Source organism: Georgenia subflava, from assembly GCF_009193155.1.
GTDB classification, from domain to species: domain Bacteria; phylum Actinomycetota; class Actinomycetes; order Actinomycetales; family Actinomycetaceae; genus Georgenia; species Georgenia subflava.
Map to the genome: position 1 here is coordinate 80446 of NZ_VUKD01000002.1, position 12309 is coordinate 92754.

Annotated in this window: 14 protein-coding genes; 7 read left to right on the forward strand and 7 right to left on the reverse strand. The window is 68.8% G+C overall.

What is annotated here, in order from left to right; genetic code table 11:
* The first annotated feature begins 165 nt into the window (after positions 1 to 165).
* On the forward strand, positions 166 to 612 hold the full coding sequence (locus GD748_RS06920) for an AAA family ATPase (protein WP_193312862.1): 447 nt from the start codon (positions 166 to 168) through the stop codon (positions 610 to 612).
* A gap of 175 nt (positions 613 to 787) precedes the next feature.
* Complete coding sequence (locus GD748_RS06925; protein WP_152194499.1) at positions 788 to 1615, forward strand: GIY-YIG nuclease family protein; 828 nt, start codon at positions 788 to 790, stop codon at positions 1613 to 1615.
* Between the two features lie 405 nt (positions 1616 to 2020).
* On the opposite strand, the gene GD748_RS06930 is transcribed toward GD748_RS06925, so the two are convergent.
* Positions 2021 to 3010: a helix-turn-helix transcriptional regulator gene (locus tag GD748_RS06930; protein WP_152194500.1), complete on the reverse strand. Its 990-nt coding sequence runs from the start codon at positions 3008 to 3010 to the stop codon at positions 2021 to 2023.
* A 33-nt stretch (positions 3011 to 3043) separates the two neighbouring features.
* On the opposite strand from GD748_RS06930, the gene GD748_RS06935 reads away from it, so the two are divergent.
* Together GD748_RS06935 and GD748_RS06940 are read left to right on the forward strand one after the other, a co-directional pair.
* Positions 3044 to 3847: an alpha/beta fold hydrolase gene (locus GD748_RS06935; protein ID WP_226921085.1), complete on the forward strand. Its 804-nt coding sequence runs from the start codon at positions 3044 to 3046 to the stop codon at positions 3845 to 3847.
* A 93-nt stretch (positions 3848 to 3940) separates the two neighbouring features.
* Complete coding sequence (locus GD748_RS06940; protein WP_152194501.1) at positions 3941 to 4174, forward strand: superinfection immunity protein; 234 nt, start codon at positions 3941 to 3943, stop codon at positions 4172 to 4174.
* Positions 4175 to 4364: 190 nt separating this feature from the next.
* Here the strand turns inward: GD748_RS06940 and GD748_RS06945 are convergent, their stop codons facing one another.
* The 5 genes from GD748_RS06945 to GD748_RS06970 all read right to left on the reverse strand — a co-directional run bounded on the left by GD748_RS06945 (position 4365) and on the right by GD748_RS06970 (position 7227).
* Positions 4365 to 4955 carry a GNAT family N-acetyltransferase gene (locus GD748_RS06945; protein ID WP_152194502.1) on the reverse strand — a complete coding sequence of 197 codons (591 nt, stop codon included), beginning with the start codon at positions 4953 to 4955 and terminating at the stop codon, positions 4365 to 4367.
* 493 nt (positions 4956 to 5448) lie between these two features.
* A complete protein-coding gene (locus GD748_RS06955; protein WP_226920911.1) occupies positions 5449 to 5706 on the reverse strand; it encodes a DUF1801 domain-containing protein in 258 nt (85 codons plus the stop codon).
* Positions 5703 to 5882 carry a hypothetical protein gene (locus GD748_RS06960; protein WP_152194504.1) on the reverse strand — a complete coding sequence of 60 codons (180 nt, stop codon included), beginning with the start codon at positions 5880 to 5882 and terminating at the stop codon, positions 5703 to 5705. Before GD748_RS06960 ends, GD748_RS06955 begins: the two co-directional genes overlap by 4 nt.
* Positions 5883 to 5891: 9 nt before the next feature.
* Positions 5892 to 6311 (reverse strand): GNAT family N-acetyltransferase, encoded by a 420-nt coding sequence (locus GD748_RS06965; protein WP_152194505.1) that lies wholly within the window; start codon positions 6309 to 6311, stop codon positions 5892 to 5894.
* Positions 6312 to 6456: 145 nt separating this feature from the next.
* Entirely contained in the window at positions 6457 to 7227 is a 771-nt protein-coding gene (locus GD748_RS06970) for a hypothetical protein (RefSeq protein ID WP_226920912.1), read from the reverse strand.
* Between the two features lie 168 nt (positions 7228 to 7395).
* Here GD748_RS06970 and GD748_RS06980 point away from each other — a divergent pair, with 168 nt between their 5' ends.
* Together GD748_RS06980 and GD748_RS06985 are read left to right on the forward strand one after the other, a co-directional pair.
* Positions 7396 to 8190, forward strand: coding sequence for a LamG domain-containing protein (locus tag GD748_RS06980; RefSeq protein WP_226920914.1), 795 nt, complete (start codon positions 7396 to 7398; stop codon positions 8188 to 8190).
* Positions 8191 to 8299: 109 nt separating this feature from the next.
* Complete coding sequence (locus GD748_RS06985) at positions 8300 to 8779, forward strand: SRPBCC family protein (protein WP_152194506.1); 480 nt, start codon at positions 8300 to 8302, stop codon at positions 8777 to 8779.
* 82 nt (positions 8780 to 8861) lie between these two features.
* Here GD748_RS06985 and GD748_RS06990 read toward each other — a convergent pair whose 3' ends face one another.
* Complete coding sequence (locus GD748_RS06990; RefSeq protein WP_152194507.1) at positions 8862 to 10337, reverse strand: helix-turn-helix domain-containing protein; 1476 nt, start codon at positions 10335 to 10337, stop codon at positions 8862 to 8864.
* Positions 10338 to 10466: 129 nt separating this feature from the next.
* Between GD748_RS06990 and GD748_RS06995 the strand changes: the two genes are divergently transcribed.
* Positions 10467 to 12302 (forward strand): phosphoenolpyruvate carboxykinase (GTP), encoded by a 1836-nt coding sequence (locus GD748_RS06995; protein ID WP_152195025.1) that lies wholly within the window; start codon positions 10467 to 10469, stop codon positions 12300 to 12302.
* Positions 12303 to 12309: the final 7 nt, after the last annotated feature.

Consider the following 12309-nt stretch of genomic DNA (forward strand, 5'->3'; position numbering starts at 1 on the left):
GACCGTGCGTCGAGCCGGCACGTCCGGCGGACGGAGGAACGCCCGGCGCCTCGTCACGGTAGTGCGTCCCACGGAACCCGATCACCGCAAGCGGGTCGGGTCGGTGATCGGCTGACTGGGCGGCGACCGGCGTAGTTGCCAGGGCGTCGGACTACAGTCGCGGTCGTGACGCGAGTTCTTGTGACCGGCATGTCAGGTACCGGGAAGTCGACCGTCCTCGATGAGCTACAGCGGCGCGGCCACGCCGTGGTCGACACCGACTACGACGGATGGACGCTCCCGAACGGCACCTGGGATGAACCGCGGATGGCGAAGCTTCTGGCCGATCATCGCGATGTCGTCGTGTCCGGCACCGTGGAGAACCAAGGCCGGTTCTATGACCGCTTCGAACATGTGGTCCTGCTCAGCGCGCCGCTCGAGGTGCTGCTGCAGCGCCTGAAGACCCGGACGAACAACCGCTATGGCAAGTCGGAAGAGGAAACGGTGGAGGTGGCGAACTACCTCCAGACGGTCGAGCCGTTGCTGCGGCGACGTGCGACGGTCGAGCTGGATGGTCGGCGTTCGGTGTCGGCACTGGCGGACGCGGTGCAGCGCCTCGTCTCGCTGCCCTGATTGGCGGCGACCGAGCGGATCCATCATGGTCCGGATAGCGACCCACGAACGGAACGTTCGCATGCGGGCGATAGGAGAGCCTGTTGCCGTCCGCCCAGAGTGACGCTGGCCAGTGGCGAATACAGCCGCGAGCCAGCGGCGATGATCGCCATGTGCGCCCGGCTAAGGTCCCGTCATGGACGCTATCCCGCTGACCAGTTTGCTGCCCGTGGGCTTCGATCCGAAGCAGTACAAGGTCCACTTCGCCGTCTGGAACCAGAGCAAGTATCCGATTGACGTGCTAGCGAACAACCACGAGGAGTGGCAGGGGTGGAACTCGTGGCGAAGTGCGAACAACGACTTCAATCGCGAGTTCATCTTCTCGATGGCTCAGGACAAACACGACGCGACGCTCTGGCTCTTCGGCGGGATCTGGGAGGTCCTGGAGCGCAGGCCTGAACAGCAGGCACATTCGTACACCGTGTCGCTACGTGAGGACCTGATGGGCCCGTTCATCCGCCGCCTTTGGGTGCGCCATAGGAGGTCCGGTCGGAACATTCGCCAGAGGATGGAATCGGTCCTGCCCGCGATGACAGTCTCCTCGATCCTCGAGGAGCCGTTCGCCGGTGACCCGTTCCCGGGGCACGATCGGATCAATCACAGCCTCGCCGATCTTCAGGCTGTCGTCAGCGCGGCTCGCGCTGACTGGCGGATCGCGTTGGAGAGCATGAAGGGCGTCTACGTCATCCACGACAAAGAGACCGGGCAGCGGTACGTCGGCTCCGCGTATGGCGACACCGGAATCTGGCAACGCTGGGACACATACGCGGCCACGCTGCACGGCGGCAACGTCGGGCTCAAGGCACTCCTCGAGGAGAAGGGCGATGAGTACTACCGGACCAACATGCGGTTTGCGCTCCTCGAGTACTGGTCGATGCGTACCGACGACCACCATGTCCTGCAGCGCGAGTCGTACTGGAAGGACGTGCTCCATGCGCGATCGTTGGGGCACAACAAGAACTGACTGACTGCCGAGCAGCGATGCCGAAGGTCTGACTCGGGTCCATGGATCGGCCACTCTTGTGAGCCGCGTCATTCCGCCACGAGCGACTGTTATGGCGAGCGGGGGGAGCCCGGCGCGGTGGCCGCCGCCGCCCCGAAGGTGGCCGTTAGGGGATCCGCTACTGGTGATCGGACCGTCGACGCGCGGGGATCGTCAGCTCCGCCCGCGAGGCTTACAAGACGGTCCTCCTGCGGGACTTCTGGATCTGCCGAGATTCGGATGGGTCCTCGCACTCACAAGCTGGGGGCTGCCTGGGTGGGAAGCGTGTCAGGACCGCCGCGGTCCAGGTCGCCTCCCTGCCCGCGGGGTCGAGGGCCGGAGCCTCCTTGCGGCGCACGATGGCCTGCTGCGGACGGGTGGTGCGACTCAAGGATTCTGTGGAATAGCTGTGGTGCCGGCGCCGCGCGCCGCGCTGACTCGGAGGCGGTCGGACAGAGCAAGGACCTCGTCGCGCAGGGCGTCCGGTGTGATCACCTCGAAGTCCCAGCCGAGCCCGGCGAGCATGCAGGCCATGCCGTCGAGGTGCTCGGCGCGCGTCTCGAGGAGCACACCGTCGACGTGCTCGCTCAGGCGTCCTACGCTCGGGGGCAGTCGCTCGGCCGCATCCGTAAGGGTGGTGCGCAGCACGACGGAGACCTCGTGCGACCACATGACCTTCGCGATGCCCGACACGACCTGCGTCCTGGGGTCGAAGTCAGCAGGCACGACGTAGGAGCCGTCGCCCTGCTCGACCGAGGCGATGCGGTCCAGACGGAAGGTGCGCACCTCATCACGGCCGTGGTCGTGTCCGGTGACGTACCACCGGCCGGAGTGGAAGACCAAGCCGTAGACATCGAGCTCACGCCGCGACTCCCGCCCGTCCCACGCGGTGTACGCGACCACGACGGTGCGCCGCGCCTGCGCAGCTGATGCGAGACGGAGCAGCGTGTCGGCGCCGACGGGAGCGGTCACACGCGCCGGGCTCGTGAACTGTGCACTCGACAGCAGGCTGTCGAGCCGCTGGCCCAGGACCTGCGGCAGTACACGCGACACCTTGGCCAGCGCGCTCGCCGTCGCCGCATGGGCGGTGGTGGCAAGCCCCTCGCGTTCCGCGGCCCTGAGGCCCAGGACGACAGCAACGGCCTCGTCGTCAGTGAGCATCAGCGGCGGCAGCTTGTAGCCCGGTGAGAGCCGGTAGCCGCCGTACCTGCCCCGCTGCGCCTGGACGGGAATGCCGAGGTCGGCGAGGTGCTCGGCATAGCGCCGGACCGTGCGCTCGTCGACCCCCAGCCGATCAGCGAGATCGCCGACCGTGCGCTGCCCGCCCGCCTGGAGCAGCTCCAGCATGGCTAGCACGCGAGCGGTCGGGCGGGTCACGGCCCTCCTCGGCGTTGGCGGGAAGCAACTGTGATGCAGATTCTGCATACCGGGCGGATTCTGCCCGCAAGCCAGCCTAGCGTTGTCTCCATGACCAACAACACCACCAACTACGTTCTCGTCCCCGGCTTCTGGCTCGGCGCCTCGGTCTGGCGCCCTGTCGCAGACGCGCTGAGTGAGCGCGGCCACGTCGTGCACGCCGTTGACCTCTCAGGCATGGGCGAGCGCGCCCATCTCGCCTCCCCCGAGACCGATCTGACGACCCACATCGACGACGTCGTGCACTTGCTCGAGCAGCAGAACCTGCACGACGTCGTACTCGTCGGCCACAGCTACGGCGCCCTCGTGACGACTGGCGCGGCGGACCGCGTGCCTGAGCGGGTGGCGCGCCTGGTCTACATCGACTCGGGGCCCCTGCCGGACGGCATGGCACAGGCCGACTTCGAGGGACCCGAAGCGCGCGCGGCCAACGACGAACTGGTCATGACACAGGGCCAGGGCTGGAAGCTCGCGCCGCCGCCCTGGTCCGTACTCGCCGCCGATGTGGCCGGAGTAGATGACACCGCCGTCGCCGCGCTGGTCGAAGGCTCGCAGCCGCAGCCCTGGCTCACCGCCACCCAGCCGGTCGCGCTCACCGGCGCCTGGGAGCGGCTGCCACGGACGGGCGTGCTGTGCAGCTTCAGCCTTGAGCAGCTGCAGCAGATGGCACCGCACGCACCAGTGTTCGCGCACATGGTCGACGGCGACTGGACCTACGTCGAGCTTCCGACATGGCACTGGCCGATGATCAGCCGACCGGCGGAGCTCGCCATGGTGCTGGACTCCGTCAGTCGCTAACCGCTCACGCCCACCGCACGCTCATGCCGCGAGATCTACCGGACGAGGGTCGCCCAGTGGGAGCGCAAAGTCCCCAGCCCGTACGCTGGAGACATGAACCGTTACCTGACCGATCAGCGCGATCGCCCGGTTAGCGCGTTTGTAGCCGTCGTCGTAGCGCTCCTCACCGCCGGCTACATGCTGCCGTGGGCGGTTGCGGCCCTGCGCGGCAAGTCGAACCACTGGACGATCTTCTGGATCAACCTGTTGGGCGGCTGGACGGTGATCCTGTGGGTCGTTGCCCTCGTGATGGCGTTCAGCTCTCACAAGACGATCGGTCGCTACTGATCGCGCCATCGCGACCGTGCCAGTTTCGCCTCAGCGAATCACCAACGGCAGTTCGCACGGGTCGTCGGCGCCCACGTCGAAGACGTCAATACGAGTCGTGGTCATAGTGCCCGGAACGTCCTGGGTCCTGGGGGCCTCGCCCCGGGCCGGCGCCCACGGAAGCGGATCGGCTATCGGGAGCGTGAGGCTCTCAACCGGCAACTCTGCCGAGGCCAGGCCCACCGTCTTGAACGCTCGGTCGAATGGCGGAATAGAGGAGCATGTCGACGGGGGTGCCGTCGATCACCTGATGTTGTCGCAAGAGACCCTCGCGGTGGTATCCGGCGACCTGGGCGACCCTTTCGGACGCCACGTTCCAAGGCTCGATGTGCAACTCGATGCGCTGTACCTCCGGTAGCGTCCACGCGAACGCCGTGAGAGCTTGCAGCGCTTGACTGGCCAGCCTGCGGCGGCGGTGCCTCGGCGCTATGCAGTAGCCCGCCGTGGCGCGGCCCTGATCAATGGACGCAAGCGAGAGCGCTGCTCCACCGACGGCTTCGTCGGACGCGGCCAAGGCGACGCAGAAGGAGTAGCCGGCCCCGGTGGTGAGCCGGTTGTGCTGGCGTTCGATGTAGCCCAGCGCTCCGTCACGGTCGGTGTTTCTGGGCAAGGTGCCGATCATTGAGAGGTACGGGTCGCCGGACAGGTCGACCAGCATAGGCGCGTCGTCCTCGGCGAAGGCCCGAAGCTGAACGTCGCCATGACGTGGCGCCTCGCCTGGCATCTGCAAGGGAAGATCCATGCCGGCAGCATCCAGCACGCGTTGCCCTGACGCCACGGAGAATCCACCACACCCTAGATATGCGTCCCGATCGTCGATCGCATTCGGTCCGCGGGCGGGCGGAGCGGACCTCGAAGCTGATCAGGCGTCGCAAACAATCGTGGCTGCACGACGAGGCCGAGGTGATCGACACCACGCACCTCACTGCCGCGCAAGCCGCTCTGCAGATCGCAGGGACCATCAAAGTGGAGGTGAGCGCGTCGACTCGAAGAGATCTCGACTCTCCCTGACGTATAGGCAGGTGTCGGCGCATACCGGCTCTTCAGAACCGAGGGTGTGTCGTTGTCTGAGGCGGCCGACCACAAGGAGCGACCGGCCGATGCAACTGGCGGGGTTGCGGAGCAGGCTGAGCCGTCAGGCCCCGGCCTCCTTTCGCGATGCCCGCGCCAGCCGTTCGACCAGATCGTCCGGGATCGGTTTGCGCGGCGAGAAGGTGATGCCAGTCTTGGTTGCCTTAAGGCCGGCGGCCGCGATTTCTTCGGCATGCTCGGAGATGGCGTTCAGCAAGCAGTGCGGGCTGTATCTCCTTCCAGGCGGCCGCATAGCTCGCCACGACCGAGCCGTCGATCTTGAACCCCGGCATGTTGTAGGCCACGATCTCCTCCGCTTCTGGCAGGGCGTGGGCCAGAAGTGCCCGCAACCGTTTCAGCGAGGGCCGGAAGGGCTCGGGCGCCGCGGCAATGTAGGCGTCGTGGTCGGCAATCGTCGTCATGGCTGTGGCTCGCTTCCGATACCCATTCTCTTCAAGGCCGTTGCTCCTGCCTCGTGCGTTTCTGTCGTCCGGGGGTTCGGACCAGCCTGCCACCCGGGGATGTCGACGGCCGCTCGCGAGTCGCACAACGGGCCGAAGTTGTCGAAGGTGTCCTCGACGTCGACCATCAGATCCACGGCGACCAGCTATCGGACGTCGAAGCGGTGCGGGATGGTGTCGCTGCCCTCCCGGTACGGCGTGAAGCCCATGGCCGAGTAGTAGGCCAGGGCAGGCGAGTTGTCGATGCCGATGCTCGCGTCGATATGCCTCAGCCCGGCGGCCTTTGCCGCTGCCAGCGACGTGGCGAAGAGGCGGCGACCTATTCCGCTTCGACCAGCGGCAGGATGGATGTGCGTGCCGATGATCCCCCACCCCTCAGCCACGTCGTACGGGTTCCCGGGCCACGCCCGCTTGAGCGACTGGAAGCCGACAACCCGACCCTCCTGCTCGGCGACGGTGCACGCGACCCTGTAACGCATGTCGAGGTAACGCTCGCGAACCAGTGCGACGTCGACCGGGCTCGCCCGCAGGCCTGCCCGGTAGATCGCGTTCTGAACCTCGGCCATGTCCTCAGCATCAGTTGGCCGTGCCGGCCGGATCTCCGTCATGTGTCCATCTTGCTGCCCCGGGCGGGCGCACGGTCGGGCGCTGACCGGCGTCTCGGCGTTCGTGGGGTGACGGCGTCGGGCGCCACGACTTGGCGCCGCGACCTCAGGCCTGCTCGCCCCGTTCCTGGGGGCGCTGCAAGAAGTACGCGCCGAGAGCGCCGGCGAGCGTGGCGAAGACGGCCACCGAGTACGCGGCGAGGAGCACCTCGATCAGCCGTGACGCCGGGTCGTCGGCCCCGAACGGCTCGCCCGTCATCGTCGCCAGCGCTGCTGCGTGCAGGGCGTCGGCGTAGGAGTCGAAGACCTCCATGATGAGCAGGAGCTGGCTCGACGCGAGCACGACGACACCCGTGACGACGGCGGCCCAGGCCACCCGCCCGGTCAGCAGCCGCCCTGCGGACCGGGTGCCCCGCACGGCGCTGGACAGCACCCCGCCGAACCGGACGAAACGGAGGAGGCTGGCCGCGCGCGCCACTCGCAGGAACGGCACGGCGAGGAAGACGACCTGCCACCAGTTGCGACGCCAGAAGCGCCGCTGGTCCTGGGCGACGTACGCACGCAGGACCAGCTCACCGACGAAGACCGCCCACAGCACCCAGCCGACCACCGCCAACCAGTCGGCCAGCGGTGGTTTCGCCACGTTCTGCCCGAGCACGACGAAGAGGAAGACCAGCCCCAGCGCACCCATCGGCTTGTCGAGTGCCCGGGCCAACGCCTCGGCCTCCTCCAGCCCGCGACGGCGGGGCTCTGCGTTCTCGGCCGTCGAAGTCGCCGCTGTCGCCGCGGATCGGTTCACCTCGGCGTCGCCCTCGGCAGGCCCGGCGGCAGGGTCCGGACGGGCGTGCGGGCCTTCGGGGTCCATGTCCTTGATCATGTCAGCGGAGCGTCAGGGCTGTGCGATCAGGACTCGGCACTACTCAGCTGAGCGCGGTTCGTCGATACGGAGGATGTCCACGGAACCGCCGACCTCAGCCTCGAGATGGGTGATCTCGGCGACAGCGTCATCGGTGACCAGGTGGGCATTCCAGTCGACAATAGGAGCGTGGCATACGGATCTGGAGCCCTGCCCCTACCGCCTGAGCGCGCCCCGGACGTCGAGGACGACTTTGCCGGCCCGCCGCGCCCAGGTCTGTGGGTCGACCACTACCTGCCGCACTGGACGACCCCGGACCGGTCGGCCGCGCGTTACGAGAACACGCCGGAGGGGCTGCGGCTCCGCATCGAGGCCGACCAGCCCGACTGGAGGGAGGAAGACGCGCCTCTTCGCGTGTCGAACCTCCAGACCGGCACCTTCTCCGGCGCCCGCGGGTCTACGCGCGGAACTCATCGCCACCGCGAGGACGGACTCACCGTCCGGACGCCGACACCGACGCGGCTGCTGTGGGCACCGACCGCGGGGCGCGTCGACATCACCGTCAGTGCCACTCGAGACGCGGGATGCATGGTCGCCGCCTGGCTCGTCGGCACCGAGCACGAGAGTGCTGAGCACGCCGGTGAGATCTGCCTGTTCGAGATCGACGCCGGAAGCATCGGGACGACGACGAGGGCACGTTGCGGCCTCAAGGCTCACGGCGACCCACGGCTCGTCACCGACATGGCCGAGGTCGAGGTCCCCCTCGACGCATCGCAGCCGCACACCTGGACGGCGGTCTGGGGCGACGGCGAGACCACCATCGGCTGCGAAGGGGTGACGGTCCGGCGTCTCCAGCAAGCCCCCGACTACCCGCTGTTCTTGATGCTCGACCTCTTCGAGATCGGGCGGCCCGGCGGTTCCTACCCCAAGACCGCAACCTTCCACCATCTTCGCGGATGGGCAGACCGAGGTCCCTCCCGATGAGGGATGTCGTGCTCGGTTCGAGGAGAAGTGGGCCGCGTCTGACTGCACCATCGGTCTCGATGCAGCCGGGAGCCTTGTGGTGCATCCGCGCGGCGAGGATCCTGGCCGGATGAAGCCCATCGAGTTCGAGCTCGAGCGGACGATCCGGGCACCGATCGAGCAGGTGTTCGCGCGGCTCGTCGACATCGAGGGGCACAACGACTGGATGGCGGGCACCGGAAGCATGCTCAAGCACACCCGACAGACGTCTCCCGGAGAGCCCGCCGTCGGTACGACGTTCGTCGACGAGACGAGCCAGGGTCCGATGCCTGGAGAGATCGCCGCGATGGAGGCGCCGCGCACGATCGTCTACCACTGGTGGGAGAGGTCGAAGTCGGGAAAGCTCAAGTTCGAGGGCTGGCCGAGCTACCACCTCCAGCCCGCCGGCGACGGCGAGACGCTGGTCCGTCATCGCGGCAAGTTGGTGTCGTACGGCATGTGGCGGCTGGGCACACCGATCTTGCGGCGGTTCGCCGTCAAGGAACGCACGATCACGGTTGACGCGCTCAAGGCCTCCTTCGAGCAGAATCCGGGCTCCGCTCCTGGGTGAGCGGCTCCACCCGGTCGAGGGGTCCTCGCCGGCGCAGTGGCTGGGTGGCGGTCGGCGCAGTGGATGCTGGGGCAGTGCCCGATCAGCCCTCTGGGGCGTGCCGGTCGAGGAAGGCGTACACCTCGGCGTCGTCGACTCCCGGGAAGGTTCCCGAGGGCAGCGGGCTGAGCACGTGCGCGTGCATGGTCGCCGTCGGCCAGGAGTTCTCCCGCCAGCGCTCCGCGAGCTCGGGGTCAGGCCGGCGGCAGCAGCTCTCCTCCGGGCAGGTCGAGGCGGCGCGGCGACGTGTCTCGCGGCCGCGGAACCACTTCGCGTGCGCGAACGGCACTCCCATGGTGATGGAGAACTCGGACTCGCGGCCGGTGCCGGTCTGGGTGCTGCACCAGTAGGTCCCGGCGGGTGTGTCGGTGTACTGGAAGAACTCGGTGGTGCGGTCGCGGCGGGTGAAGGCCGCGCGCGCCGCCCAGCGACGGCACAGCGGCTGTCCCTCGATGGCGCCGGTCGCGTCCGCCGGCAGGGGCACGCCGTCGTTGGCGTACCCCCGGTACAGGGCGCCGTCGTCGTTGGCCCGGATGAAGTGGACCGGGATGCCGAGGTGTTCCGTGGCCAGGTTGGTGAAGCGTTGCGCGGCCGAGTGGTGGGTGACGCCGAAGGCGTCGCGGAAGTCCTCCATCGCCAGGTCCTTGGCGGCCTTCTTCTGCTCCAGGAAGCTCACCGCGGCGAAGCGGGGCACGAGGCAGCAGGCCGTGAAGTAGGCCAGCTCCTGGCGCTGGCGCAGGAAGTCGCCGTAGCTGGCGGGCCGCTCGTGGCCGAAGAGGCGGTGCGCCATGGCCTGCAGCGCCAGGGAGCGCAGCCCGTACCCGCCCGGGATCGACGCGGGCGGCAGGTAGATGCGGCCGTTCGCCAGGTCGGTCACCGTCCGGGTCGAGTGCGGCAGGTCGTCGACGTGGATGATCGTGAAGCCGAGGTGCTCGGCCATCTGGGCAACCTGGTGGTGGGTCAGCGCCCCGCCGGTGTAGCCCACCGCGCGCACCCGTTCCTCGGCGATCCGCTCGATCTCCGGCAGGTAGTTGTTCCGCTCCTGCATCCTCAGCCGTAGCGCGGTGTTCTGGCGACGCGCCTCCTCCGGGGTGGCGATGGTCGCGCGTGCCCGGCGCTCGAGCTCGGCGTGCAGGGCGACCAGGGACTCCAGCGCGTCCATCGGCAGCCGGCGGCCGGGCCGGACCGGCGGGGCGCCGAGGGTGGCGAAGAGCGGGCCGCGCTGCGCCTGCTCCAGGGCGATCTCCAGCGCCGCCCTGCGGTCGGGCGGCGGCTCGGGGCTGAGCAGCTCGCCGGCGGTGGTCCCGAGTGCCTCGGCCAGTGACGTCAGCAACGACAGCCGCGGCTCACGCCGGCCGTTCTCCACCAGGGACAGCTGGCTCGTCGTGGAGCCGACCGCCTCGGCGAGCCGGCGCAGCGTCAGCCCGCGCGCCGTCCGGGCGTGCCGGATGCGTCGGCCGAGGACGAGCGGATCGGTCGCGGGTCTGGTTGTCTTGTCGGAGACGGTCTCGCCAGCCATGAGTTGACGGTAGCGAAACATTCGCGAAAGTTACACGGCATCCGGCTTGAAGGAGGTCCAACGATGGGCGCAGAGTCGAAACAGGACGCGAGAGTGCGTCCGGACAAGACCCCGGAGGACAGGATGACGATGACAGACGCCGCGGCCGGCACGACCGTGGAGATCGGCGGGCTCGAGATCAAGGACGCCGATCTCTTCGCCTGGGTCCAGGAGATCGCGGCGCTCGCCCGGCCGGACCGCATCTACGTCTGCGACGGCTCCCAGGAGGAGTACGACGCGATCGCCCAGCAGCTGGTCGAGGCCGGCACCTTCATCCGGCTGAACGAGGAGAAGCGTCCGGGCAGCTACCTCGCCCGGTCCGAGCCGTCCGACGTCGCCCGTGTGGAGTCCCGCACCTTCATCTGCTCGGAGCAGGAGGCCGACGCCGGACCCACGAACAACTGGGCCGAGCCAACCGCCATGCGTGAGGAGCTCCGCGGGGTCTTCGCCGGGTCCATGCAGGGCCGCACGATGTACGTCGTCCCCTTCTCGATGGGCCCGGTGGGTGGTCCGATCTCGCGCGTCGGCGTCGAGCTGACGGACTCCCCGTACGTCGTCGCCTCGATGCGGATCATGACCCGGATGGGCGCCGCGGCCCTCGAGCAGATCGACGCCGGCGCCGACTGGGTCCCGGCCGTCCACTCGGTCGGCTACCCGCTCGTGGACGCCGACGGCGAGGCGCGCCCGGACGTCGCGTGGCCGTGCAACGACACCAAGTACATCGTCCACTTCCCCGAGACCCGGGAGATCTGGTCCTACGGCTCGGGCTACGGCGGCAACGCGCTGCTCGGCAAGAAGTGCTACGCCCTGCGCATCGCCTCGGTCCTCGGGCGTGACGAGGGCTGGATGGCCGAGCACATGCTCGTCCTGAAGATCACCGGGCCGGACGAGCGCGTCTACCACCTCGCCGCCGCCTTCCCCTCGGCCTGCGGGAAGACGAACCTCGCGATGCTCCGGCCGACGATCCCCGGCTGGAAGGTCGAGACCATCGGTGACGACATCGCCTGGATGCGCCCCGGCCCGGACGGCCGGCTGCGCGCCATCAACCCCGAGGCCGGCTTCTTCGGCGTCGCGCCCGGCACCGGCGAGACGACCAACCCGACGGCGATCGCCGCCCTCGGCCGCGACGTCATCTTCACCAACGTCGCGCTGACCGACGACGGCGACGTGTGGTGGGAGGGTCTGACCGACGAGGTCCCGGAGCACCTGACCGACTGGCGCGGCAACGACTGGACGCCGGCGTCGGACGAGCCTGCCGCCCACCCGAACTCGCGGTTCACCGTCCGGGCCGACCAGGCGCCGTCCATCGCCCCCGAGTGGGAGGACCTGGACGGCGTCCCGATCGACGTCATCCTCTTCGGCGGACGCCGGGCCTCCAACGTGCCGCTGGTGTCGGAGTCGTACGACTGGGCGCACGGGGTGTTCATCGGCGCCACCGTCTCCTCCGAGCAGACGGCGGCGGCCGAGGGTGCCGTCGGGTCCCTGCGCCGCGACCCCTTCGCCATGCTGCCCTTCTGCGGGTACAACATGGCCGACTACTGGGGGCACTGGCTCGAGATGGGGGAGAAGCTCGGCGAGAAGGCGCCGCGGATCTTCCAGGTGAACTGGTTCCGCAAGGGCGCCGACGGCTCCTACCTCTGGCCCGGGTTCGGGGAGAACTCCCGGGTGCTGGAGTGGGCGCTGCGCCGGGTCAACGGCGAGGTCGGTGCCGTGGACGCCGCCACCGGGCGCCTGCCGCGGGCCGAGGACCTCAACCTCGACGGTCTCGACCTGTCCGCCGAGCAGCTCGGTGAGCTCTTCGCCGTCGACCCGGAAGGGTGGTCCGCCGAGGCCGACCTCACGGAGGAGTACTTCGACCAGTTCGGTGAGCACCTGCCCGCGGAGATGACCCGCCAGCTCGCCGCCCTGCGCGAGCGCCTCGCGTAACCGGTCC

Coding starts and splice junctions, on each gene's coding strand:
- GD748_RS06925 (WP_152194499.1), top strand. CDS start 788: ATGGACGCTATCCCGCTGACCAGTTTGCTGCCCGTGGGCTTCGATCCG.
- GD748_RS06935 (WP_226921085.1), top strand. CDS start 3,044: ATGCAGATTCTGCATACCGGGCGGATTCTGCCCGCAAGCCAGCCTAGC.
- GD748_RS06940 (WP_152194501.1), top strand. CDS start 3,941: ATGAACCGTTACCTGACCGATCAGCGCGATCGCCCGGTTAGCGCGTTT.
- GD748_RS06945 (WP_152194502.1), bottom strand. CDS start 4,955: ATGGATCTTCCCTTGCAGATGCCAGGCGAGGCGCCACGTCATGGCGAC.
- GD748_RS06955 (WP_226920911.1), bottom strand. CDS start 5,706: ATGACGACGATTGCCGACCACGACGCCTACATTGCCGCGGCGCCCGAG.
- GD748_RS06965 (WP_152194505.1), bottom strand. CDS start 6,311: ATGGCCGAGGTTCAGAACGCGATCTACCGGGCAGGCCTGCGGGCGAGC.
- GD748_RS06970 (WP_226920912.1), bottom strand. CDS start 7,227: ATGATCAAGGACATGGACCCCGAAGGCCCGCACGCCCGTCCGGACCCT.
- GD748_RS06985 (WP_152194506.1), top strand. CDS start 8,300: ATGAAGCCCATCGAGTTCGAGCTCGAGCGGACGATCCGGGCACCGATC.
- GD748_RS06990 (WP_152194507.1), bottom strand. CDS start 10,337: ATGGCTGGCGAGACCGTCTCCGACAAGACAACCAGACCCGCGACCGAT.
- GD748_RS06995 (WP_152195025.1), top strand. CDS start 10,467: ATGACAGACGCCGCGGCCGGCACGACCGTGGAGATCGGCGGGCTCGAG.